The organism is Bacillus sp. SRB_8 (genome assembly GCF_003264205.1).
Taxonomy (GTDB): Bacteria; Bacillota; Bacilli; order Bacillales; family Bacillaceae_G; genus Bacillus_A; species Bacillus_A mycoides.
Map to the genome: position 1 here is coordinate 97,145 of NZ_NADT01000063.1, position 25,031 is coordinate 122,175.

At 36.0% G+C, this 25,031-nt stretch carries 22 protein-coding genes, 1 pseudogene, 3 riboswitches and 1 other annotated feature; of the genes and pseudogenes, 17 read left to right on the forward strand and 6 right to left on the reverse strand.

Annotated features, from left to right (window positions below; genetic code table 11):
- Positions 1 to 27 precede the first annotated feature (27 nt).
- On the reverse strand, positions 28 to 2,217 hold the full coding sequence (gene topB / locus B5P40_RS29885; protein ID WP_113710396.1) for a DNA topoisomerase III: 2,190 nt from the start codon (positions 2,215 to 2,217) through the stop codon (positions 28 to 30).
- A gap of 228 nt (positions 2,218 to 2,445) precedes the next feature.
- Positions 2,446 to 2,555, forward strand: a riboswitch (TPP riboswitch).
- A gap of 72 nt (positions 2,556 to 2,627) precedes the next feature.
- Here topB and thiM point away from each other — a divergent pair.
- Both thiM and thiE read left to right on the forward strand, forming a co-directional pair.
- A complete protein-coding gene (gene thiM / locus B5P40_RS29890; protein WP_113710397.1) occupies positions 2,628 to 3,434 on the forward strand; it encodes a hydroxyethylthiazole kinase in 807 nt (268 codons plus the stop codon).
- 16 nt (positions 3,435 to 3,450) lie between these two features.
- Positions 3,451 to 4,110 carry a thiamine phosphate synthase gene (gene thiE, locus B5P40_RS29895; RefSeq protein ID WP_113710398.1) on the forward strand — a complete coding sequence of 220 codons (660 nt, stop codon included), beginning with the start codon at positions 3,451 to 3,453 and terminating at the stop codon, positions 4,108 to 4,110.
- A gap of 346 nt (positions 4,111 to 4,456) precedes the next feature.
- Here thiE and B5P40_RS29900 read toward each other — a convergent pair whose 3' ends face one another.
- The gene (locus B5P40_RS29900; protein WP_113710399.1) at positions 4,457 to 5,770 is read right to left on the reverse strand and encodes an anaerobic C4-dicarboxylate transporter family protein; all 1,314 of its coding nucleotides are present in this window, start codon (positions 5,768 to 5,770) and stop codon (positions 4,457 to 4,459) included.
- A gap of 282 nt (positions 5,771 to 6,052) precedes the next feature.
- Positions 6,053 to 6,137, forward strand: a riboswitch (cyclic di-GMP riboswitch).
- 142 nt (positions 6,138 to 6,279) lie between these two features.
- Between B5P40_RS29900 and B5P40_RS29905 the strand changes: the two genes are divergently transcribed.
- From B5P40_RS29905 to B5P40_RS29930, 6 genes are all read left to right on the forward strand, one after another.
- Positions 6,280 to 8,019, forward strand: a complete 1,740-nt coding sequence (locus B5P40_RS29905; RefSeq protein ID WP_113710400.1) for a methyl-accepting chemotaxis protein — start codon at positions 6,280 to 6,282, stop codon at positions 8,017 to 8,019.
- 61 nt (positions 8,020 to 8,080) lie between these two features.
- A riboswitch (TPP riboswitch) is annotated at positions 8,081 to 8,182 on the forward strand.
- A 101-nt stretch (positions 8,183 to 8,283) separates the two neighbouring features.
- Positions 8,284 to 8,604: an MTH1187 family thiamine-binding protein gene (locus tag B5P40_RS29910; protein WP_000082898.1), complete on the forward strand. Its 321-nt coding sequence runs from the start codon at positions 8,284 to 8,286 to the stop codon at positions 8,602 to 8,604.
- Positions 8,576 to 9,349: an ABC transporter permease gene (locus B5P40_RS29915; RefSeq protein WP_113710401.1), complete on the forward strand. Its 774-nt coding sequence runs from the start codon at positions 8,576 to 8,578 to the stop codon at positions 9,347 to 9,349. Before B5P40_RS29910 ends, B5P40_RS29915 begins: the two co-directional genes overlap by 29 nt.
- Complete coding sequence (locus tag B5P40_RS29920) at positions 9,346 to 10,344, forward strand: ABC transporter substrate-binding protein (RefSeq protein ID WP_002124979.1); 999 nt, start codon at positions 9,346 to 9,348, stop codon at positions 10,342 to 10,344. Before B5P40_RS29915 ends, B5P40_RS29920 begins: the two co-directional genes overlap by 4 nt.
- Positions 10,341 to 11,090, forward strand: a complete 750-nt coding sequence (locus tag B5P40_RS29925) for an ABC transporter ATP-binding protein (protein WP_002139487.1) — start codon at positions 10,341 to 10,343, stop codon at positions 11,088 to 11,090. Before B5P40_RS29920 ends, B5P40_RS29925 begins: the two co-directional genes overlap by 4 nt.
- Positions 11,091 to 11,534: 444 nt before the next feature.
- Positions 11,535 to 13,067, forward strand: a complete 1,533-nt coding sequence (locus B5P40_RS29930) for an ABC-F family ATP-binding cassette domain-containing protein (RefSeq protein ID WP_113710402.1) — start codon at positions 11,535 to 11,537, stop codon at positions 13,065 to 13,067.
- 463 nt (positions 13,068 to 13,530) lie between these two features.
- Here the strand turns inward: B5P40_RS29930 and B5P40_RS29935 are convergent, their stop codons facing one another.
- Positions 13,531 to 15,555 (reverse strand): glycosyl hydrolase family 18 protein, encoded by a 2,025-nt coding sequence (locus tag B5P40_RS29935; RefSeq protein ID WP_113710403.1) that lies wholly within the window; start codon positions 15,553 to 15,555, stop codon positions 13,531 to 13,533.
- Between the two features lie 372 nt (positions 15,556 to 15,927).
- Between B5P40_RS29935 and B5P40_RS29940 the strand changes: the two genes are divergently transcribed.
- The 7 genes and pseudogenes from B5P40_RS29940 (at position 15,928) to B5P40_RS29970 (ending at position 19,371) form a co-directional block, all read left to right on the forward strand.
- Complete coding sequence (locus B5P40_RS29940) at positions 15,928 to 16,299, forward strand: DnaJ family domain-containing protein (protein WP_113710404.1); 372 nt, start codon at positions 15,928 to 15,930, stop codon at positions 16,297 to 16,299.
- Positions 16,300 to 16,309: 10 nt separating this feature from the next.
- Positions 16,310 to 16,624 carry a thioredoxin family protein gene (locus tag B5P40_RS29945; protein ID WP_002063639.1) on the forward strand — a complete coding sequence of 105 codons (315 nt, stop codon included), beginning with the start codon at positions 16,310 to 16,312 and terminating at the stop codon, positions 16,622 to 16,624.
- A 13-nt stretch (positions 16,625 to 16,637) separates the two neighbouring features.
- Positions 16,638 to 16,889 (forward strand): hypothetical protein, encoded by a 252-nt coding sequence (locus B5P40_RS29950; protein ID WP_002010197.1) that lies wholly within the window; start codon positions 16,638 to 16,640, stop codon positions 16,887 to 16,889.
- A 129-nt stretch (positions 16,890 to 17,018) separates the two neighbouring features.
- Positions 17,019 to 17,102, forward strand: a pseudogene (locus B5P40_RS29955) (histidine kinase); the annotation flags it as partial.
- 80 nt (positions 17,103 to 17,182) lie between these two features.
- Positions 17,183 to 17,764 (forward strand): TetR/AcrR family transcriptional regulator, encoded by a 582-nt coding sequence (locus B5P40_RS29960; RefSeq protein ID WP_113710405.1) that lies wholly within the window; start codon positions 17,183 to 17,185, stop codon positions 17,762 to 17,764.
- 66 nt (positions 17,765 to 17,830) lie between these two features.
- The gene (locus tag B5P40_RS29965) at positions 17,831 to 19,048 is read left to right on the forward strand and encodes an MFS transporter (protein WP_002124988.1); all 1,218 of its coding nucleotides are present in this window, start codon (positions 17,831 to 17,833) and stop codon (positions 19,046 to 19,048) included.
- Between the two features lie 71 nt (positions 19,049 to 19,119).
- Complete coding sequence (locus B5P40_RS29970) at positions 19,120 to 19,371, forward strand: helix-turn-helix transcriptional regulator (RefSeq protein WP_003187029.1); 252 nt, start codon at positions 19,120 to 19,122, stop codon at positions 19,369 to 19,371.
- A 75-nt stretch (positions 19,372 to 19,446) separates the two neighbouring features.
- Here B5P40_RS29970 and B5P40_RS29975 read toward each other — a convergent pair whose 3' ends face one another.
- Entirely contained in the window at positions 19,447 to 20,730 is a 1,284-nt protein-coding gene (locus B5P40_RS29975) for an MFS transporter (RefSeq protein ID WP_002010215.1), read from the reverse strand.
- A 108-nt stretch (positions 20,731 to 20,838) separates the two neighbouring features.
- Positions 20,839 to 22,152: an alkaline phosphatase family protein gene (locus B5P40_RS29980; RefSeq protein ID WP_002124992.1), complete on the reverse strand. Its 1,314-nt coding sequence runs from the start codon at positions 22,150 to 22,152 to the stop codon at positions 20,839 to 20,841.
- A 154-nt stretch (positions 22,153 to 22,306) separates the two neighbouring features.
- Between B5P40_RS29980 and B5P40_RS29985 the strand changes: the two genes are divergently transcribed.
- Both B5P40_RS29985 and proS read left to right on the forward strand, forming a co-directional pair.
- Complete coding sequence (locus B5P40_RS29985; RefSeq protein WP_002124993.1) at positions 22,307 to 22,600, forward strand: YesK-like family protein; 294 nt, start codon at positions 22,307 to 22,309, stop codon at positions 22,598 to 22,600.
- 93 nt (positions 22,601 to 22,693) lie between these two features.
- Positions 22,694 to 22,901, forward strand: a binding site (T-box leader).
- A 45-nt stretch (positions 22,902 to 22,946) separates the two neighbouring features.
- On the forward strand, positions 22,947 to 24,377 hold the full coding sequence (gene proS / locus B5P40_RS29990) for a proline--tRNA ligase (RefSeq protein WP_113710406.1): 1,431 nt from the start codon (positions 22,947 to 22,949) through the stop codon (positions 24,375 to 24,377).
- Positions 24,378 to 24,645: 268 nt separating this feature from the next.
- Here the strand turns inward: proS and B5P40_RS29995 are convergent.
- Positions 24,646 to 25,031, reverse strand: a 386-nt coding sequence (locus B5P40_RS29995) for an LPXTG cell wall anchor domain-containing protein (protein ID WP_142936377.1), incomplete at its 5' end; no start/stop codon positions are given.

The following is a 25,031-nucleotide window of genomic DNA, read 5'->3' on the forward strand; positions in this document are numbered from 1 at the left end:
TACCGATAGTGGTAGGAACCTTTTTGTTTAATCAAATTTTAATTTCTTTAATGCTTCTGCGAATGGATTATTTAATGGTTCTTCTTCTTTGTTCTGTTGTTTCATATATTTTTGGACGTCACGTTTATCAGCTTTGCTGCCGGATTCTTTTTTACGTCTCTCTTGGAATGTAGAAAGTTTCTCACGATAGCCACATTTACATGCGAAAATTTGGCCCGCTCCTTCACCACGTAGTTCTAGTTTCTTCTTACATTGCGGACAACGAGCGTTTGTTGTACGAGATACATTTTTACGATGACCACACTCACGGTCTTGGCAAACGAGCATTTTACCTTTTTTGCCGTTTACTTCTAACATCGGTTTACCGCAGTCTGGACAAGACTTCGTTGAAATGTTGTCATGTTTATATTTTTTATCACTCGATTTAATTTCAGCAACAATTTCTTTCGTATAGTTCTTCATTTCTGAAATGAATACTTCTTTCTTTAATTTTCCTTTAGCGATAGCTTCTAACTTTTGCTCCCATTCACCAGTTAGTGTAGGAGATTTCAGTTCTTCTGGCACTAAATCAAGTAACTGACGGCCTTTTGAAGTAATATGAATATCTTTACCACGTTTTTCAAGTAAGAACGAATTGAATAACTTGTCGATAATATCAGCCCGCGTTGCTACAGTACCTAATCCACCAGTTGACTTTAACGTGTCAGCAAGTTGTTTGTTTTGCGTATCCATGTATTTTGTTGGGTTTTCCATCGCTGAAAGTAATGTTGCTTCATTAAAGCGTGCAGGTGCTTTCGTTTGACCTGATGTTTGGACAATTAGTTTTATGTTTAATGTATCGCCTTTTTCGATGCGAGGTAAGATTTGTTCTTTTACATCATCGATTGCATCATCATCTTCAAATCGATTTTCATAAACCTCTTTCCAACCAGCATGTAAAATCGTTTTTCCTCGTGCGATGAACGTTTCGTCACCAATTTTCGTGCGCAATGTTAGTTGTTCATATTCAAAGACCGGGAATAAAACAGCTAAGAAACGTTTTACAACTAAGTCATAAATTTTACGTTCTTTATCTGTGAAAGCTGAGAAGTTTACATAGCTCTCTGTTGGAATAATTGCGTGATGATCACTTACTTTACTATCATCAACAAATGATTTATTAGATTTTACAGGTTTCTGCAATACTTTATGTGCTAAAGGACGGTATTCTCCAACTCCACAAGCCTTCAGACGCTCTGGAAGTGTTCCGACAATATCAGATGAAATATAGCGTGAATCTGTACGAGGGTACGTTAAAACTTTATGCTGTTCATATAATTTTTGCATAATGTTTAATGTTTCTTTCGCAGAGTAACCAAATATTTTATTCGCATCACGTTGTAGCTCAGTTAAATCGTAAAGACCAGGAGCGAACGATTTCTTTTGTTTTTTATCAATGTCTACAACAGTAGCGTTTTGTTTACTAATTTTGTTCACGATTGCATCAGTTTTTTCTTTATTAAAGCTACGGCTATTTCCTTTTGTATCTTGCCAAGTTAGCTTTAATCTCTCAGCTGTTTGAGCTTCGATACCATAGAAAGTTTGAGCTTTGAAATGTTTGATTTCATCTTCACGGCTTGCAATCATGGCTACAGTAGGTGTTTGTACACGACCACAATTTAGTTGGGCATTAAAGCGAGTAGTTAATGCTCGAGTCGCATTAAGTCCGATATACCAGTCAGCCTCTGAACGTGCGACAGCTGAAGCGTATAGATTGTCATATGCTTTTCCTGGTTTTAAATTTGCGAAGCCCTCTTTAATTGCTTTATCGGTAACAGATGAAATCCATAGACGTTTAATCGGTTTCTGCATTTTAACTTTATCGATAATCCAGCGTGCGACCAACTCTCCCTCACGACCGGCGTCAGTAGCTATAATGATTTCATTTACATCTTTTCTAAGAAGCTGACTTTTTACAGCGTTAAACTGTTTCCCTGTTTGTTTAATAACGGTTAGTTTTAAACGCTCCGGTAGCATTGGTAAATCTTCTAAATTCCACTGTTTATATTTCACATCATAGCTTTCTGGATCAGCTAATGTAACGAGATGACCTAAAGCCCAAGTAACAATATATTTACTACCTTCAAGATAGCCGTTCCCTTTTTTATCACATTTCAGTACACGTGCGATATCACGTGCAACAGAAGGTTTTTCAGCAATTACAATACTTTTTGCCATATTTAAAAACATCCTTTCAAATTTCCATACGTTAAATATAGCATACATCTTTGTTCTATTCAGTCTTGCTGACGGTTTGAGTTATTTGTGGTGAAATATACGTGTGAGAGTTTTACTTATATAAAGGCGAAGAATGGTTGAACCAGGAGAGTTCTGATCTCTATCATTCTATAAAAGTAAAGAACTTGTTATTTTACTAGAATAAGAGTAGACTCTGAAGTAGATGAATAATAAACACATGGGAGTTTGTGGATGCAAACTGAGAGTATGACTAGTCCGTCATTGACCATTTGAACCTGTTGGATAATGCCAGCGTAGGGAGAGTGTAAAAGCACATGTTCAGGCACTTTGCGTACGCGCAAAGTGCCTTTTTGTGTATCTCCCATCACTATAGTTAGGAGATGAAAAGGATGAATATGAAAGAAATTAGTAAAGTAGTGGATTTGGTGAGAGAGTCTAATCCACTCGTGCATAATATTACAAATGTTGTTGTAACAAATTTTACAGCAAACGGTTTGTTAGCATTAGGAGCATCACCTGTAATGGCGTATGCAAAAGAAGAAGTAGCAGAAATGGCTAGCATTGCGGGAGCCCTTGTTTTAAATATGGGTACACTTCGTCCTGAAGAGGTAGAAGCGATGTTACTTGCTGGTAAATCAGCAAATAAGAATGATGTACCAGTATTGTTTGATCCAGTTGGGGCAGGAGCAACTTCTTATCGAACAGAAGTTGCGAGATATATTCCAGCTGAAATCGATTTAGCTGTTATCCGCGGAAATGCAGCTGAAATAGCGAACGTTATTAATGAGAGATGGGAAATTAAAGGGGTAGACGCCGGTGCTGGAAATGGCAATGTCGTAAGTATTGCAAGGCAGGCAGCGGATGAATTAAATACAGTAGCGGTGATTACTGGAAAAGAAGATGTTGTTACAGATGGAGAACGAACGATTCTTATTCGAAATGGTCACCCTATTTTAACGAAAGTTACGGGAACTGGTTGTTTACTAACTTCTGTAATAGGAGCATTTGTAGCAGTAGAAAAGGATTATGTAAAGGCAGCGGTAGCCGCATTAACATTCTATGGAGTAGCAGCAGAAATAGCGGCTTCGAAAACAGTAGAGAGTGGACCAGGAAGCTTTCAAAGTGAATTTTTAAATCAGTTAGCGAATACAACTTCAGATGATATTGAGAAGTATGGAAAGATTGAGCTTATATAGTAAGGAGGGGAACTAGATGCCGCGTATTACAAAGGCTGAAATGTCTAGGTTATTACCAGTATATTTTATTATGGGAAGTAACAATTGTACGAAGGAGCCACTACAAGTATTGAGAGATGCACTAGAAGGTGGTATAACAATTTTTCAACTTCGTGAAAAGGGAGAAGGGGCTTTAACGGGAGAGAAACGTATTGATTTTGCGAAAGAACTACAAGCGCTTTGCAAGGAGTACGGTGTACCATTCATCGTAAATGATGATGTGGAACTAGCCCTCGAGTTAGATGCAGATGGCGTGCATGTTGGACAAGATGATGAAGGACTTACATCTGTTCGTAAAAAAATGGGAGATAAAATTATTGGAGTATCTACACATACAATTGAAGAAGCACGCTGGGCGATTGAAAATGGAGCCGATTATTTAGGAGTTGGTCCAATTTTCCCGACGAGTACGAAAAAAGATACAAAAGCGGTTCAAGGAACGGAAGGTCTAAAGTATTTTAGGGAACAAGAGATTACAATACCGATCGTTGGGATTGGTGGGATTACAATTGAAAATACAGCTTCTGTTATAGAAGCGGGTGCGGATGGTGTTTCAGTTATTTCAGCGATTAGCTTAGCGGAATCTGCGTATGAAAGTACGAAGAAATTAGTTGAGGAAGTAAATAAGAGTTTGTAGAGTCGCAAAATGAGTTGTTTCGTTTATCCTGCTATTTGTGGGAGTCTTACGCCGGTAAAAGCCTGATTGGTGCGGGCTAATAATCAGTGGGGGGATGAACAAAACCCACTGATTAAAGTTTCAATTTATTTAAACAAACGTTTGATTAAAAAAGCACAAACCCTTTAAAATTGTAGGTTTGTGCTTTTATCCCGCTATTCGCCGGGCAGTAAAACTCCCACCTCAAAATTCGGCTTTAGCAAAGAGGTTAGGTGGGAGATCAACTGCCCGTAAACGCCCGATTGGTGCGGGCTAATAATCAGTGGGGGATGAACAAAACCCCCCACTGATTAAAGTTTCACTTTATTTAAAACATAATTGAAATTAAGAGCATTCCAATTCCGATAGAAGTGAATGTTGCGATTAGGCCAGGAATCATAAAGCTATGATTTAAAACATATTTACCAATTCCTGTTGTACCAGTACGGTCAAAGTTAATTGCAGCAACGATTGTCCCGTAGTTTGGAATGAAGAAATATCCATTTACTGCAGGGAACATCGCAATAAGTAATGCCGGCGGAATACCAAGTGATAGTCCGAGTGGCACTAAAGCACGAACTGTTGCTGCTTGGCTATACAGTAAAATAGATAGAATGAATAGTGCAATAGCAAATAGCCATGGTGCACTTGTCACTAAGTGTTGAATTGATCCTTGAATTATATTTAAGTTTCCGTTGAAGAAAGTATCTCCCATCCAAGCGATACCAAAAATAGCAACAACTGCTGTTGCGCCTGCTTTAAAGACGTTACCAGTTACAATGCTTTCCACATTTGGTTTACAGAAAATAATAATAAGAGCAGCAATGGTTAACATGACCATTTCAATTGTGTTTGGCATGGAAAGACGAGCTAACTTCCCATTAACCATCCATCCCGGACGAAGGGCTTCAAATGAACCAAGAAGTACGACAAGGAAAGTTCCTACTAGGAAAAGGATAACTGATAATTTAGCGCCTTTTACACCCGCAAATTCTTTTTTCTCTTCAAGTTTAGGGATCATTCCCTCTTTTAATCGCTTCAAGTATTCAGGGTCTTCATTTAATTCTTTTCCCATTTTACTAGCAACGAATGCAGCTACCATACAAGCAATAAAAGTAGAAGGGATACTAACTTTTAAAATATCTAACAAGGTGATTTTATAGTCGGCTAACATTGCTAAAAGTGCAACTGTTGCAGCCGATATTGGACTAGCTGTAATTGCCTGCTGGGAAGCGATAACGGCAATTGACATTGGTCGTTCAGGTCTAATTCCTGATTCGCGAGATACCTCGGCGATAACGGGAAGTACAGAATAAGCGACATGACCAGTTCCCGCGCATAGCGTGAATAAATAAGTAACAATAGGAGCAAAGAATGTAATGCGTTTTGGGTTTTTTCGTAATGCTTTTTCGGCGAGATGGACAAGATAATCCATTCCTCCAGCAGCTTGCAAAGCACCGGCAGCTGTAATTACTGCTAAAATCATAAGCATTACATCAATAGGAGGGGCTGTAGGTTGTAAGTGGAAGACGAAAACAAGTATTGCCATACCAACGCCACCCATTACTCCTAGACCAACTCCGCCTAAGCGTGCACCAATAAAAATGCAGAGTAGTAACGTAAGAAATTGTAGCCAAAACATGATAAACTACCTCCGAAATTCGTAAGTTAAGATATATTCGAATAATTTAATTTGAAAGAAAATTAAATTAATATCCGGAATAATCCTTGTGTTGTATACGTTTTTTATTATATAACACAAGAAATGTAACATTCACGAACTTTGTTAAATTATTTCGAAAAAATAATACATTAAAACTTTATATTTAAATCTCTAAATAAGTGGACATTTTAATTTTTATGTTGTAATCTTTGAAAGAGAATATTTAAATTCTCATAGAACTCCCATATCGTTCAACTCGTTCAGCGAGAAAGGCAAACTGATGGAAACATGAGGGCGCAAAACTACAGGGGCTAAGGTCAAATGACTATGCTAGCCAGTTACCGGACGGATAGGGTTGGTTTTGACCAATGCTTTTTCATTGGTCTTTTTTTTATTTGTAAACAAATGAGAATAGTTATCATTTATTGATGAGGTTTATATTTTAATAGTTTTATTTTATACTAAGTTAATTTAGAAAGGTGATGTTAATGGAAAAGTATTGGCACAAGCTATCATTTCTTCAAAAAAATGTATTGTTAACTGTATTAGTTATTTTGACGCTTGTTGGTAGTATGGGGGCGTTAAGTTTTAACATGTTTCAAAATAGTATGATGTCTATATTTGAAAGGCATTCTTTTGAAACAGGAGATACGGTATTACATAAATTAGACGCAGAAATAGTGAGAGATGTTGCAAAAGATCCAACGGCAGAAAGAGAAAAGAGAGAGAAGTTAACAGAGAAATTAGATGAATCAACGGAAGAATTGAACAGTGTTGGACAAACGTATATTGTTGGAGCAAAAGAAAATGAAAAAGGTGAGTTACAAATCGTCGACTTGTCTACAGACTTAGCAAATGTTGTTGAAGTAAAGCCGGGGGACTATTATAAACAACCAGATCTTTGGATGAAAGCATATGATAAGGTAATGAGCACGAAAAAAGCAAACATGACAGTAGTATATGAAGACGCATTAGGATCATGGGTAACGATATTAGAGCCAATTAAAGATGGAGAAGATAATATTGTGGCAATTGTTGCAGCCGATGTAGATGCCTCTATTGTTCCTATTACAAAGGGAAAATTCATTATACAAGGTTTAATGTTTATTTGTATTTCTGTTTTAATTGCAACTGTTATTCAATTCTTAATCGTACGTAACGCACTTGCTCCATTGCGGGATTTACGTGAAGGGTTGCGCAAAGTCGGTGAAGGTGATTTAAGTATTAAATTAGAGGAAAGACCAGATGATATTGGTATTATTAATGCGTATTTTAATAATACCATCGAGAAGTTTAAAGGAATTATAGATAAAGTGAAGCAGACAGCAGAACAGGTTTCCTCATCTTCAAAAGAATTGTCAGTGAGTACGAAAGAGAATAGCATGGCAGTTCAAGAAATCGTAAGTTCTATGGTTGAGTTAAGAGCTGGCGCCCAGTCACAAGAAACTTCAGTACCACAGTATTTAGGTATTGTATATGAAATGGAAGATAAGATGGAAGAGATAACGAATGCTGCAAAACAAATGGCGAAAGAGTCTGAAGGTATAGGGCATCATTCAGGAAAAGGAAATGGTGTTATTAAACAGGCAATTAATCAAATGAACATAATACAAAATGCAGTACAAGATTTATCTTCTATTATTTATTCTTTGGAAGCAAGATCAAAAGAAATTAGTGATATTGTAACTGAAATTACAGGTATTTCAAATCAAACTAATTCGCTAGCTTTACATGCTACTATTGAAGCTTCACGTGCTGAGGAAACTGGAGAGGGATTTGCCGTTGTTGCTGATGAAGTGCGTAAATTAGCAGAGCAGACGGAAGCATCAGCAAAAGATATAGCAAAATTAATTGGGGAAACACAAGCTGGAACGGAAGAAGCTGTTGTTTCAATGCAAAAAGCTTCAAAAGAAGTAGAATCAGGAATTAAACTTGTTGAAAGTAGTGGTGCTTTCTTTGAAAAAATTTCGAAATCAGCACAAACTGTTACCAATCAAGTTAGAGCTGTTTCTAGCAATTCAAGTGATATATTGCAAAATAGCCAAAATATTGTTCGTGTTGTAAATGAACTATCACTTATCGCAAATAAGTATGCGAATAGTAGTAGTAATGTTCAAGAAAGTATGAAAGAACAGGAAATGTCTGTACAAGATATTGCTGAATTAGCTAGTTCTTTAAGTTGGCTTTCACAGGAGTTACAAGAGTTAATTGGGGAATTCAAAAGTTAAATGAAGTGATTATGCATGCTTTTGTTTGTTCAATAAAATAAATCATGCTACAATGAAAACGAATTAAGAACCGGGGAGCCAATTGGCTGAGAGGATGTAAGTATACATCGACCCTCAACCTGATCTGGATAATGCCAGCGTAGGGAGTTACTTTAAAGTGATGTAGCATAAGTTATTATAGAATAACTTGTATACAAGGCTTTCCTACATGGTAGGAAAGCCTTTTCTTTTTTTGAAACCATATTTTGTAAGGGGGATTTTATTATGTCACAACAAGTTACAATTTCATTTTCAGTAGTACCACAAGCGAAGAACAAAGATGTGTATTCCGTTGTTGATAAAGCAATTGAAGTTGTACAACAGTCGGGAGTTCGTTATGAAGTAGGGGCAATGGAAACAACGTTGGAAGGAGAATTAGATGTACTTCTTGACGTCATTAAACGCGCGCAACAAGCTTGCGTCGATGCTGGAGCAGAAGAAGTAATCACTTCTATTAAAATTCACTATCGTCCAAGTACAGGCGTAACGATTGACGAAAAAGTTTGGAAGTACCGTGATGAATATGCAAAACCAGAAGCGATCTAAAATAATCACAACAATTTGGCTTATCCTTCTCATTGCTATATGGGAAGGATCTGTTTCATTATTTAAAATTGAGCCGTGGATTTTACCGAAGCCGTCTGCAATTGTGCAAGAGTTAATTGGAATGAAAGATTTACTATTACCGAATACAGTGCAAACGTTACAGGAAGTAATAATTGGGTTGTTTTTTGCAATTTTACTTGGGACGAGCATTGCTATCATTATGGATGTCATCCCTTTATTTCGGATTTTAATGAATCCATTGCTCGTTATTTCGCAAACAATTCCAATCGTTGTGCTCGCACCATTATTTATTATTTGGTTTGGATACGGAATGTTGCCAAAAGTAATGGTTGTTATTCTTGTTTGTTTCTTCCCAATTGCGCTTAGCATTTTAGAAGGTTTCCAAACGGTAGATAAAAATATGCTGAAACTGTTACAAACAATGAAGGCAACGAAATGGCAAGTTTACCAGAAAGTAAAGTTTCCAGCAGTACTCCCATACTTCTTCTCAGGTTTAAAAATTGCTGTTACATATAGTGTGATGGGGGCGATTATTGGGGAATGGCTTGGTGCCAGTGAAGGATTAGGAGTTATGCTTACAAGAGCAACAAAATCCTTTTTAACGGCTCGAGTATTTGGTGTTGCAGCGATTATCGTCATGGTGACATTATGTCTGTACTTTATTGTTGAATTTATGGCAAGAATAACAGCACCATGGATATACAGAAAGGGCGACAGAAAATGAAAAAAGGTTTAAAAATTATGTTAGCTGCATTATTAGCAGTAACTGTTGCCGGATGTAATCCGGCGAAGAAAGAAGAAAGTTCAAGTAAAGATAAAAAAGTAAAAGTCGTTTTAGATTGGTTTCCAAATACGAATCATACTGGCTTATATGTAGCACAAACGAAAGATTATTACAAAAAGCAAGGGCTTGATGTAGAAATTATCCAGCCTGGTGATAATGTAACGGCAGAGCAGATGATTGCTTCTGGGAAAGCAGACTTTGCGATAAGCGCACAAGAAAATGTAACATTAGCTCGTGTTGAAGGAATCCCAGTTGTTTCTGTTGGTGCAATTATTCAGCATAATACCTCTGCTTTTGCATCTCTAAAAAAAGATAATATGACGTCACCGAAAGATTTTGAAGGTAAACGTTATGGCGGTTGGGGGGGACCAGCAGAAGAAGCGACGTTAAAGACGATTATGGAGAAACATCAAGCTGATTTTAATAAAGTTGAAAAAATTATTCTTGGACAAACAGATTTCTTTAAATCAATCGGTCGTGATGCAGACTTTGAATGGATTTATTATGGATGGGATGGAATTGAAGCGAAGCGTCAAGGAAAAGAGTTAAATACAATTATGGTAAAAGACTTAGATCCAGCGCTTGATTTCTATAGTCCTGTTATTATTACAAGTGAAAAACATACGAAGCAAGATAAAGATTTTGTGAAAAAATTTATGACGGCAACGACAGAAGGTTATGATTTTGCAATTAAAGAACCGAAAGAAGCTGCGGATATTTTAATTAAAGCTGTTCCAGATGTGAATAAAGAATTAGTACAAGAAAGCCAAAAGTGGTTAAGTACAAAGTATCAAGATGATGCAAAAGCGTGGGGAGTACAGAAGGAAGAGATTTGGACAAATTACATGAATTTCTTATATGACAACAAAGTTATTAAAAAGAAAATCGATGTAAAAGATGCCTTTACAAATGAATTCCTTCCAAGTGAAAAATGAGTGGATTACAAATAAAAGATATTGTAAAAGCTTTCGATGGAAAGAATGTATTAGCAAATATTAGTGCTTCTATACAAGAGGGAGAATTCGTCTCTTTTGTAGGTCCAAGTGGTTGTGGAAAAAGCACTTTGTTAAATATGATCGCGAGTGTTGAAGAGCCAACGAGCGGAGAAGTGTTTTATAACGAGGAGTATGTAAAAAAACAAGATGTTGTTAGTTATATGCCGCAACAAGATTTATTACTACCGTGGCGATCGGCTTTGCAAAATATCGTTCTTCCATTGGAAATTGAAGGGAAGCCTAAAAAACAAAGGCTGACAGAAGGAATGGAAGCATTAAAGCAGTTTGAGCTAGATGAATATGCGGACCATTATCCAGATGAGTTATCAGGTGGAATGCGTCAAAGAATTAGTTTCCTTCGCACATATTTATGTGAAAAGCCAATTATGCTGCTGGATGAGCCTTTTGGAAAATTAGATGCATTTACAAAAATGGAAGTACACAGTTGGCTTTTAAATTCTTGGCATCAAGAAAAGCAGACAATTGTTATGGTTACACATGACTTAGATGAGGCAATTTTACTTTCTGATCGCGTATTTATTTTATCTCAAAGACCAGCATCAATAGTTGGCGAGGTACAAGTGGAATTACCTAGGCCGCGAACGATGGATATGTTAACATCTCTTGAGTTAAAGAAGGATAAGGAAGAAATTTTAAGAGTATTGGCTCCTTATATGAAAAAATAGAAAAAAGTCTTTTAACAGTTTTTTGTATAATTGCTGTTAAGAGGCTTTTTTCTATTGAAGGAGAAAGATGAAATCTATAGGGGAAATAGTGGATTCATTAACATCGGATAAATTGGAAGAAGGAACAAAAGAAAAAGTAGAGAATAGAATATAACAGAGTGGTTTATACTCTTAATATAACAAATGTTAAAGGAGTGAAAGGATAAAATGACTTTATCAACTGTTCTTCAAATGGTTTTAGCTTGATACGGGAGAAGTCTGCCCATTTTTAAAGATGAAGCTAAATTGAAGACAGCAGGTAAAGAACCTTAATCCTTTCTTACGATAATGTGTAATGGGTAAGGTGTATTCACCTTACCCATTTTTATATGTATAACTAAATAAGGCTTTATACTGTTGTTCTCTCTATTTAGCTTATGGATCATAAGAAAAGGAGAGAAAAAAATGAGTATATTAACAGTAGAAAATGTAAGTCATTCATATGGTGAGAAAATCATTTTATATAATGCGTGCTTTCGATTATTAAAGGGCGAACATGTTGGGCTAGTAGGGAAAAATGGAATTGGAAAATCCACATTATTACGCTTGTTAACAGGAGAACTTATACATGATGATGGAAACATTGAATGGTTTCCACGTGTGAAGATTGGCTTTTTACAACAGCATATAGATTTACAAGAAGGCATAACAATTGAAGAATACTTGCAAAGTGCGTTTTCTAACCTGTATGAGTTGGAACGTGACATGTTAAAACTTACAGAAGAGATGGCTGAAGCAGGAGAAGTAGCGAAATTGTTAGTAAGGTATGGAGAGTTACAAACTATATTGGAGAATTCTAATTTTTATCAAATTCATACAGAAATTGAGGAAGTAGCAACAGGCTTAGGCTTGTTTGAAATAGGATTGGAAAAGGATGTTTCAAAGTTAAGTGGTGGTCAGCGGACAAAGTTGTTACTTGGGAAACTCCTTTTAGAAAAAGCGGATGTTTTATTATTAGATGAGCCAACTAACTATTTAGATACAGCACATATAGAATGGTTGCAATCATATTTACAAATGTATGAAAAAGCTTATATTATCATTTCGCATGATGAAATATTTTTGAACAATATTACGAATGTTATTTATCATCTAGAAGAACGAAAGGTTAAGCGCTATGCGGGAGATTATGAAACCTTTTTGCAAAGTTATCAATTACAAAGGAAACAATTACAAGCGGCGTATGCGAAACAACAAAAAGAAATTGTACATTTAGAGGGTTTTATTCAAAAAAATAAAATTCGTAAAGCGAAACAAGCGAAAAGTCGTGAAAAAGTATTAGAGAAAATGAAAAAGGTTGAAAAGGTTAACGATGTACCTCGCGCCCGTTTTGATTTTAATGTTTATACTGAGCCAGTGAGTCGTATATTACAGGTAGAGAAACTGAAAATTGGTTATGGTGAACCGTTATTTCCGGAATTGGATTTTCAAGTGAAAAAAGGGGAAAAGATTGCGATTATTGGTCATAATGGGATTGGAAAAACAACAATGTTAAAAACATTACTAGGACAAATAAAACCGTTAGGCGGCTCAGTTTCTGTTGGGGAACGAGTAAAACCCGCTTATTTTGCACAAGAGGAATTTTCCTCAGAAATAACTGCACTAGAAAGAGTATGGGCAGGGAGACCAGATATGACAAGAAAAGAAATCCGACAAGCATTAGCAAAGTGCGGATTGAAAGAAGAACATGTATTAAAACCTATCCAGTTATTAAGTGGAGGAGAACAAACAAAAGTACGATTATGCGAACTTATCGTAACTAAAAGCAATGTTTTAATTTTAGATGAACCAACTAACCATTTGGATACAGAGACTAAGGCGGATTTACAGGAAGCGTTAAAACAATATAAAGGTACAGTTTTAATTGTTTCACATGAGCCCTCTTTCTATGAAGCATGGATAACGAAAATATGGAATATCGAAAAATGGAACGTTTAACAATAATCACAAAGAAAAGGCATTANNTAATGCCTTTTCTTTGTGATTAACATGATTTTCGAGAACTCTCAAATGAGAATTGTATGAAAAAGAACTCTTATGGTGCGCTTATAAGCGCACCATAAGAGTTCTTTTTCTTTGGTTATATTTATAATAATACTAGATGCCTTTCCCTAATAGGCTACTATCTTTTTTTATATATATAGATAGTTTGAAATGGAATGGAAATGATTCCTATATGTAAAGGATAATGTGATTAGTATGGGAAGACAATAGAACTTAAAGGAAATTCATGTAAAATTCAGATGAACTTCACGCGAACTTCATATTAGAAACTAAATATAATTATAATAGGTTATTATAATATAAATTGTGATTTTTCATAAAATTAAAAGTTTGAATTTAGGATAGAGCACTCAAACCTAAATTCAAACTTTAGTGAAATAATTAATGGAGGTTACGTTTAGTTTTCGTTAATGGATGCATTTACAAGTTCGGCGGGATTGCCTGTTCCTGCCCCTCCGATTGTAACTGATCCACCAGGAGGAATTTCACCATTCCATCCTGCATTCGTAATTACGTAATGATTATTTATTTTACTACTAATTTTAGAATCCCAAACTTGTGTTAAATTGCCGTTATAATCAAATTCTAATTTCCAGTTTTTAATAGGGGTCGTTCCGCTATTTTTAATTATAATTGAGAAGTTGTAACCACTTCCCCAATTTGAAGTGACTGAAAAGGTAGCATTGCCATTTCCACCAGGAGGTGTTGTGTTAGCATCATCTGTTTTTATAAGAATAGAAGTAGGTTGTGATTTGTTACCAGCAGCATCTTTTGCTAATACTGAAAATGTGTATTCTGTATTAGGTTTCAAGTTTTTAACTGTAATGCTATTTGTTGTTGTACTCCATTTCTCTTCTCCGGCAGTAATTTCATATTCAGTAACGCCTACGTTATCAGTAGATGCAGTCCAGTTTAATTGAACTGAGTTTGAATTTTTATTTGTAACAGCAATATTTTTTACGTTTGTTGGTGGTTCAGTATCTTTTTGAGTAATAGGTCCACCAAGTAATTCTTTTACTAGCGTATCAAGTAATTTTGGTCCACTACAACTATATTTTGGACTTGTACGGCAATCCCCGCTTAGTTCCCAAAACATTGCGCCACTTAAACCCTTTGTCTTTATATAGTCTGTTTTATATTTCATAGATTCATTGTCATCATAGCTAATAAAGGTTCCTGTAGTCGCATTATATAAATAAGGTACTTTCGCTACATCGTTCCATCCGCGAACAAAACCATTTTTATTCACATAATTAGATGCTAAATCACCATAATCGTACACACCTGTGTCACCGGTAGAATAATCATCCCAAGTACCTTTAGAAGCGAGCTTTCCGTCACTACCTGGTTTACAAGGTTGGTATTGCCCATTATTTTCTTTTCCGCAACTTTTCCATCCACGTCCGTAAAAAGGTACACCTAATACGAGTTTATCCGCTGGAACCCCTTCATTTGTATAAATGTCTATCGCACCATCTACGTAAAATTTCGTATCCGCTGCGGGGTCATTTGGATCTTTGTATAGTGCAGCATTATGGTTAGAAGTAGCTTCCCATCCACCGTGGAAATCGTATGTCATAATATTAATCCAATCCAGTATTTGAGAAATCTTCTTTAGCTCTGTATGATCCGCATAACGTTGGCTTGCACCTGACGCGATTGTTAGTAAATATTGTTTACCATCTTCTGCACCAGCTTTCGTTAATGCATTTCGAACATCTTGAAGCAGAAGGGTGAAGTTTTGTTTATCTTCAGGACGATAACTACCACCAGGAATCGTTTCAACACCCGGGTATTCCCAGTCTAAATCAACGCCGTCAAATCCATATTCGCGAAGAAAAGCTACTGTAGATTCAGCGAACACTTTTCTTGTTTTTTCATCAGCGGCCATATCAGAAAAGCGGTTAGACCAAGTCCAGCCACCAACTGAAATAATTGTTTTTAAGTGAGGATACTTAGCTTTTAATCGTTTCAGTTCTCCGAAATTTCCACAGCGGGCATATTTATCACAATCTTCCCAAGTTGTACCCGATCCCGGATAAGATTTTGTGACATCAGCCCATGGTTCACCGAGTACGAGAGTGCCATTAGGGACCTCTTTATTTTGCAGTGGTACACCAGATTCTTTACAGTTCCACGTTTGTTTATTTGGATTATCGGGGTGAGTAGAAGGGTTTCCATGTTTTCCATTCCAGCAAATATCAGCGAAAGCATAGTTTAAATGAGTTAGCTTTGATGCATCAATGTCTGCAACTTGATAATTACGTCCGTAAACGCCCCATGAAGGAAAATACCCAACAATTTTTTGACCTTGCTTTGGTGAATCTGCTAATGCGAAATTTGGAGTAATAAAGTTTGTGAGAAAAAGAGGTAAGAAAAGTAGTAGGGATAGTAATAGCAGCGTGAATTTTTTTGATCTCATAGTCATTTCTCCTTTCAAAATAAAAGATATATTTAAAGGCATGCGCCAATAAACCAAAGTGAATCTAGACGTATGAAACGTCTAGATAAAAATGATCAGACATCACGAAGTCTATACAAGGGAGCTGGGGGTGATTAAATCGTAGCAAATGCAAGATTTGGTGTAAACGCTTTATTTGATTCACAAAGATTTTCTCAATATTAAATGGCTCTAATACAGATTACACATGAAAATAAAATATTGATTAGGGAGGAAGAGGCTCCTTGTAATTAAATTTGAGAAAAAATTGTATAAAGTCAATTTGTAATAGCGTAGCAAGATGAGAAAATATCATGTAAAATAATAGTAAAAATATGTAAAGGAGCGAATGGTGTGGATGTCTTTTTGAGCATTGCTGAAGAAAAAATTCGACAAGCAATACGGAATGGTGATCTCGATCATATTCCGGGGAAAGGAAAACCACTACAATTAGAAGACCTTTCAATGGTACCTCCAGAACTTAGAATGAGTTATAAAATCTTGAAAAATGCAGGTATGATTCCACCAGAAATGGAACTACAAAAAGATATATTAAAAATAGAAGACTTAATTGCGTGCTGTTATGATGAAGTAGAGAGAAAAGAATTACAAGAAGAGTTAACAGCAAAAACGCTGCGTTTTCAGCAGGTAATGGAAAAGAGAAAGATTAAAGATAGTTCAGCTTTTCGTATGTATCAGGGTAAAGTATTTCGTAAATTACGCTAAGAGGGATAAGATGAATACATTTGAAACGATAGAAGAATTAGCGACATATATTGAAGGACAACAATTAGTACTGCTGTTTATTAAAACGGAAAATTGTGGTGTTTGTGATGTTATGTTAAGAAAAGTAAATTGCGTATTAGAGAATTATGATTACGTAGAGAAAGTAGAAATATTACTACAAGACATGCAAGAGATTGCGGGGCGATATGCAGTATTTACAGGGCCAACAGTTTTATTATTTTATAATGGAAAAGAGATTCTTCGTGAATCGCGCTTCATTTCACTTGAAAATTTAGAGAGAACCATTCAATTATTCGAAGATTAAGGGAGGCTTTTATATGGAATTTATTATTGTCATACTATTATTTGTTGTAGTTGGAACGATCGTAACAGCAGTTCAATCAAACAAAAAGAAGGTAAATCTTACAAAACAAAATAACATTCATAATTCATCCAACAGCTCATCACCATTATTTTTCTTTGCTGGATCGGATAATGATAGCTCGCACGATGGAGGTTCACATGATTGCGGAGGTTCTTTTGGTGGAGATAGTGGAGGTAGCTGCGGTGGTGGAGGCGGCGGTGATTGATGAGAATACGCCTTATAGGGGGCGTATTTCTTTTTAAACAAACGTTTGATTAGTTGGCTTACATATGCATAAAAACAGTTAAACAAACGTTTGATTAAATATTTTTAACATGCTAGGGGAAATGAAAAGGGAACCGTATTTCTTACTAAATTAGGATTTAAATTTGGAATAATACATATGATTCGAATGTGGTTTGAAAGTACGTTTTCTTAAATAAGGAGTATAGCCTCTTGCGATAGAGTTTTTTTATTTGTTATTATTAGACTGAACGGTCGGTTTAAAGAGGTGTGAATATGAGAAGAAGCGCAGAAGAGATAAAGAAAGAAATTGCCTATAAAGCAGAAAGTCTGTTTTCACAGAAGGGCTATGCAGCTACATCTATGGAAGAGATTTGTGAAATTACAGAGAGAAGTAAAGGAAGCATTTATTATCACTTTAAAAGTAAAGAAGAATTATTTTTATTTGTAGTGAAACAGCATACGTATGATTGGCTTGAAAAATGGAATGAAAAAGAGAAGTTGTATAGTACTAGTATTGAAAAACTATATGGTCTCGCGGAATATTATGTAGAGGACATACAGCAACCCATTTCAAATGCAATAGAGGAATTCTCTATGAGCCAAGTTGTAAGTAAAGAAATTCTGGATGAACTGTTAGCTTTAACTAGAGAATCATATGTTATGGTTGAGAAATTAATTGAAGCAGGTATACAGTCTGGAGAGTTTCAAGAAGATGATACGCGTGATCTTATGTATATTGTGAATGGATTATTATCGGGGCTTGGAGTACTTTACTACGAGTTAGATTATAAAGAGCTGAAACGTATTTATAAAAAGGCAATAGATGTATTGTTAAAAGGAATGGCAGCTGAATAATAGGTCAGTTGCTTTTCTTACAAAATAAATTAGACCGAACGGTCGGTTTATGAAAGGGGAATGAAAATGAACGCTTTATTTAAAAACCGAGCATTTATGCTCGTTATGGCATCTGATATTTTACAACAATTTGCAATTTGGATCAGAAATATGGCTCTTTTGTATTTCATAATGGAGCGAACGAATAATGATCCAGTTTCAGTTTCTTTATTATCGGTTATGGAATATGCACCTATTTTTATTTTCTCGTTTATCGGTGGGGCGCTAGCTGATCGCTGGAATCCGAAAAGAACGATGGTCGCTGGAGATGTATTAAGTGTACTGTCTATTGTAGGAATTGTCTTGTTGTTAAAGCTGGATTATTGGCAGGCTATATTTTTTGCAACACTCATTTCCGCGATTGTAGGTCAGTTTTCTCAGCCATCATCTTCGCGTATATTTAAACGCTATGTAAAAGAAGAACAGGTAGCAAATGCGATTGCATTTAATCAAACATTACAGTCGCTATTTATGATTTTTGGACCAGTGGTAGGATCGCTTGTGTACACACAACTTGGTTTATTTACGTCACTATATAGCTTAATTATTTTATTTTTGTTATCTGCTATCGCTCTTTCATTTTTACCAAAATGGGTGGAACAAGAGCAAGTGGCGAGAGGTTCATTAAAAAATGATATAAAAGAAGGTTGGAAATACGTTCTTCATACGAAAAATTTACGTATGATTACGATCACTTTCACCATTATGGGCTTAGCTGTTGGACTAACGAATCCATTAGAAGTGTTTCTTGTAATAGAACGGCTTGGAATGGAAAAAGAAGCCGTTCAATATTTAGCCGCAGCTGATGGAATCGGTATGTTAATTGGTGGTATTGTTGCTGCAGTTTTCGCTTCAAAAGTGAATCCGAAAAAGATGTTTGTATTCGGTATGAGCATATTAGCGATGTCATTTTTAGTAGAAGGGTTATCTACATCATTTTGGATTACTAGTTTCATGAGATTTGGAACAGGTATTTGTTTAGCCTGTGTCAATATCGTTGTCGGTACGCTTATGATTCAACTTGTACCAGAAAATATGATTGGCAGAGTAAATGGAACGATTTTACCACTGTTCATGGGGGCAATGTTAATTGGAACTTCACTAGCTGGAGGATTGAAGGAGATGACCTCACTAGTTACTGTATTTTGTATAGCAATGGCACTTATTTTATTTGCGATAGGTCCGGTTTTACGTATGCAAATAAAGAAAGAAGATATTGTGAATCGAGAGGAAATGACGAATTGATTAGTTTCGAAATAGCTATTGTAAGGGAGCAGAATTGCTCCCTTTTCTTGTGGCAATCTTTTGACAATGACATGCCCCAACTATATACTGATGATGTAAAAACGATTTTACAGGTTAGGAGAAACGGTGTGAAAAATCAAATCTATGAATTGCGCACTGCAAATAATATTTCACAAGGTGCATTAGCGGATAAGTGTAACGTATCAAGACAGACGATAAATGCAATTGAGAATAATAAATATGATCCAAGCTTAGCACTAGCATTCCGGTTAGCAGAAGTATTAGGAACAACTGTCGATAAACTATTTTTGTACAAGCTTTAGAGTTTTTAATTGTAGGGCGTTATCGTTAAAAATATAAGAGAAAGATCCCCTTCTTGTGTGAAGGGGATCTTTCTCTTATATTGTTTTAGTTTTCGGATTAGGTGGTGTAACGGACGTATCATTTTCAGGTACTCTAGTTAATAAGAATCCACCGATAATAAATAGGACAATAATACTAAGGACACCAGCGTTTGTTTTTCCTGTTAATTGTGTTGTGACACCTACTAATACCGGACCCATAATTGCTGCGAATTTACCAAAGATATTATAAAATCCGAAGAATTCATTTGCAGATTCTTTCGGTACTAGTTTTGCGAAATAAGAACGGCTAAGTGCTTGAATCCCGCCCTGAGAAGTAGCAACTAACATTGCTAAAATCCAGAAATCAAACGTCGTTTTTAAGAAATAAGCATATGTGCAAATAATGATATAAATGATAATGCCGACATATAGCATTTTTTTACCGGTAAATGTTTCCGATAGTTTTCCATATAATAAAGCAAATGGACAAGCGACAATTTGTGTTACAAATAAGATGATTAATAGATTGGTTGCACTAATACCGAGATCTGTTCCGTAAGCAGTAGACATAGTGATAATTGTATCTACCCCATCAATGTAGAAAAAGTAAGCTATTAGGAACATAAATACAGTTTTATATTCTTTAATATTTTTAAACGTATTAGCAAGGCGCTTGAAGCTCATTGCAATTGGTCTTGGATGACGTTCAATATAGTGTGTTTGCTCTACATTTTTTAGCATTGGTATCGTAAATAGTCCCCACCAAAGAGCTGTTATTGCAAAGGAAATTTGACTAGCAATTCCGACTGATAAGGGGATAGTTCCTTTTTGAGCAAGAATAATAAGAGCAATACAACCGATAAAAGGAATTGTGCTCCCAATGTAACCTAATGCAAAACCTCGCGTAGAAATTCGGTCCATTCTATCTCCAGAGGTAACATCTACTAGAAATGCATCATAAAAAATATTTGCTCCAGCAAAGCCAACTAATGCGAGCATATAGCATCCTAGTAATAAGTACCACTGAGATGTTGGAACAATTGCTAGCATACTTGTAAATACGATACCGAGTCCAAAGAAGAATGTGAAAAATCGTTTTTTAAATCCCTTATAATCAGCAACTGTGCCGAGAATAGGAGCGAGTATAGAAATTAAAAGTGTAGCGAACGAGTTTGCATATCCCCAATAGGCTGTTGAAGTTGCGCCAGATAGTCCAGCTTCTTTTGCAGCTGCTTTAAAGTAAATTGGAAATAATGCAGTTGTAATGACGAGCGAATATACCGAGTTCGCCCAATCGTACAATATCCAGCTTTTTTCTTGTCTGGACATTTTTTTCATATAATGTTCCCCCTTAAATTTGTTCTACTAACAGTGTACAAAAATAAAAATTATAAAAAGAGAAACAGTGATGATTTTTACATAACTTTTACATATATACACAGTTCTTTACAATTGAAGTAAATCCTCTACAATTGCGCCGTCTGTTTCACCTAAGTGCAAACCGAGTAACCTAGCGATAGTCGGACCTTCATCAATCAGTCTCATATACGGAATTGTAACGCCGCTTTGAATGCCTTTCCCAGCAGCCATAAAAATTGTTTCATAGTTAGGTTTTGTTGGGGAATATCCATGTGTTCCAAATGTATATTTCTTACTAGAATTAACATCTTCTTTATTAATTTCTTTTATGAAATCACCTGTATAATTTTCAATGAAGTAATAACCTTCCATGGCCTCTAGCATAAATAAGCAATTACCATCAGCGCCACGTTCTTTTGCATCTTCATCGTGCAGAATAAATTCAATTCCATTTTGTTTATCCTGAAGAAGCTCTTCAAGAAGAAGTTGAATCTCTTTAATCGTTTCAGTATCATTTTTATCCTTTACATGTACGTAGGCAGATCCATCACAGCTTTGGCAATAAGCTTTCCAATCGTGTATTTTTCCACGTTTATTTACGGATATAAGCCCTTTTTGACAGAATAGGACATTTAATTGGATTGCTTTGTTTTCACTTAAAGCGCTATGGTCACCAAGTGCAATAATTGTACTTTCTTCGTATATACCACTTTCTTTTAATGTATGGATAATTTTTCCGAGGCGTTCGTCGTGTCTGTGGATTGCAGCTACTGTTTCCTCAGACTCGAAGCCATGGTAATGTCTTTGAGTATCTAAATCAGTAAAATGTACAAACATAACATTAGGCTTTTTCGTCTGAATTGTATGTACGGCAGAAGCAAGGACGAAATTATCAAGCTCAGGCTGTGACAATCCATTTCGTATATGGCCGAAACGACGATTTAAATCTAATTGATATAGCGGGCTACCGCTAAATAATGAAACTAAAATTTGATTTTGCCACGGTCTATTTGGAAAAATTTCTGGTAAATTGTAATCGATATTTGCTCTTCCAGTAACAGGCCATAGAAGGGCTGCTGTCGTTAAATTTGCTTTGCGTGCTTCATCATATAAAGTTGTCCCGTTAATGGACTTTCGGTACCAATGCCAATCTGGTGACTCACGTCCTGGTTGAAGTAATGTATTGCTGACAACACCATGCTTATTAGGATAATTACCGGTTACGATTGTTGAGTGGCTTGGATATGTTACAGAAGGATAAATTGGCTCCACTTTTTTCGCAATCGCGCCCCTTTTTATTAAAGTTTGGAAATTAGGTAGTTTTTGTAATATAGGAAAATCTAAAGCTGATAAGCAGTCAAAAGATAAAATAATGACGCGATTTGTTAATGCTTTATCCATAAAGTTTCCCTCCTGATTATATAAAACCTATTCTTATATATTACTATTAATACCTGGTAATAAAAATATATTTTTGAATAAAATTTCGTTATTTATTTTCAGAAAAATTAAACATATAATAAGTATAAGGGAATGAATGGAAGGAGGGAATACTATGGATTGGCTAGATGGATTTGGTATCTTTTACATCATTGGTGGAGTCACCGTTCTCCTTGTATTTTTTATGTCATATTTACTAAAGAAACGTTTTCCAGACAAACAGTTTGATATTATATTTGCACTTAGTTTAGTACTTCTTTGTTTAGCTTTCTTTCCTGTAACAATGATCGCTATTGGTGGTTGGGAAGGAATGGGATACGGATTTATTTGTTTCTTCGTTTTAATTGGTACACTAATTGGTATGGTTGCTCATCAACTTGTAAAAATAGTTCGGAAAAGTTACGTATAAAACAGTGATAATTGAAAATAATGTATAAAAATAAGAAAATTGGCTCTTGTTTTGAAATGAAATTTATATTATGATATTCAACAAATTTATTTTGTTATAACGATGAAAAAGGAATAGTACATGTCTTACCTTTTTGCAGAGAGAGAATCCTTTTGGCTGGAAGATTCTTAAAGAGGCGATATGGAACCTACCTTTGAGTTCTGCATATGCAGCGGGAAATTCCCGTTATCAAAAAGAGAGCATACTCAATTTTTTTGTGTATGAATCAGGGTGGTAACGCCGACAAAGCTCGGTCCCTATTTGGGGACGCGGGCTTTTTCTATTTTCTAAAGGAGGAAGAATAACTATGGTAAAAGAACAAGTACAAGCCATTACGAAAATGGAAGAAGACTTTGCTCAGTGGTATACCGATATTGTAAAAAAAGCGGAGCTTGTTGATTATTCAAGTGTGAAAGGTTGTATGATTTTACGTCCATACGGTTATGCATTATGGGAAAATATGCAGAAAGTGATGGATGAAAAATTAAAAGAATCTGGTCATGAAAATGTGTACATGCCAATGTTTATTCCAGAGAGTTTATTACAAAAAGAGAAAGATCATGTTGAAGGATTTGCTCCTGAAGTAGCATGGGTTACTCATGGCGGAGATGAGAAATTGGCGGAAAGACTTTGTATACGTCCTACATCTGAAACTCTATTCTGTGAGCATTTTTCAAAAATTGTTCAATCATATAATGATTTACCAAAGTTATATAACCAGTGGTGTTCAGTAGTTCGTTGGGAGAAGACGACGAGACCATTCCTTCGTACAACTGAATTTTTATGGCAAGAAGGTCATACGATTCATGAAACGGCAGAAGAATCTCAAATTGAAACATTAAATATTTTAAATCTATATGCTGCTTTTTGTGAAGAGTATTTAGCGATTCCGGTTATTAAAGGGCAAAAAACAGAAAAAGAAAAGTTTGCAGGAGCGAAGGCAACTTATACGATTGAAAGTTTAATGCATGATGGAAAAGCACTTCAAACAGGAACATCTCATAACTTTGGAACGAATTTCTCTGAAGCATTTGATATTAAGTTTTTAGACCGTAACGGTAAATGGCAATACGTACATCAAACATCTTGGGGTGTATCAACAAGAATGATAGGTGGACTTATTATGGTTCATAGCGATAATAACGGACTTGTAATGCCACCGAAAGTCGCTCCAGTACAAGTTGTTATCGTTCCTATTGCTCAGCACAAAGAAGGTGTGTTAGAAAAAACAACAGAGTTGCAAGGACGTATTCAGAAGGTTGCACGTGTAAAAATAGATGCTAGCAATAAAACACCTGGCTGGAAATTTAATGAGTATGAAATGAAGGGTGTTCCAATTAGATTAGAAGTTGGTCCAAAGGATATTGAAAAGAATCAAGTTGTACTTGTAAGGCGAGATACGAAAGAAAAAGAGTTTATATCAATGGATCAATTAGAAGAACGCATTCCAGTACTACTTGAGGAAATTCACCATTCTTTATTTAGCAAAGCAAAAGTATTTCGCGATGAGAATACGTATAGTGTGACGAATTTCGAAGAGATGAAAAAAGCGGCTGATGAAAAGCAAGGATTTATTAAAGCGATGTGGTGTGGAGAACTAGCTTGTGAAGAAAAATTAAAAGAAGAAGTTGGAGTATCTTCACGTTGTATTCCGTTCGAACAAGAAAGTTTAGCTGACGAATGTATTTGCTGTAGTAAAAAAGCGAAGCAGATGGTGTATTGGGGAAAAGCGTATTAATGCTCTTTCTACTAGATGGCAAAAAGGACTTTGATTGCATAATAAAATGCAATCAAAGTCCTTTTTAGTTTTATCCCGCTATTTGCCAGGCAGTAAAACTCCCACTTCAAAATTCGGCTGGAGCAAAGAAGTTAGGTGGGAGCCCTGCTGCCCGTAAAAGCCCGATTGGTGAAGGTTAATAATCAGTGGGGGATGAACAAAATCCCCACTGATTAAAGTTTCACTTTATAATCTGTTTCATGTATTTTTAGATGGAAGGATGATTTTTTTATTTTGCGTTTTTACGACGAATAAATAGTAACACACCAATTAGGAATGTCGAAAGACCAATTAAAATAGATGCAGGATAATGCGTTGCAGTATTAGGCAATTTATTGCCTTGTTTTGTTGCATTATCTTTTGCGTTACCGCTTTGAGAGCCGCTATCGCCTTTAACACGGTTGCCGCCCTGAGAGCCATTACCACCTTGAGAACTGCTGTCGCCTTTAACACGGTTGCCGCCCTGAGAGCCACTGCCACCAGAACCACTGCCACCAGAACCACTGCCACCAGAACCATTGCCACCAGAACCGTTGCCGCCAGAACCGTTGCCACCAGAGCCATTGCCACCAGAACCGTTGCCACCAGAACCATTGCCACCAGAACCACTGCCAC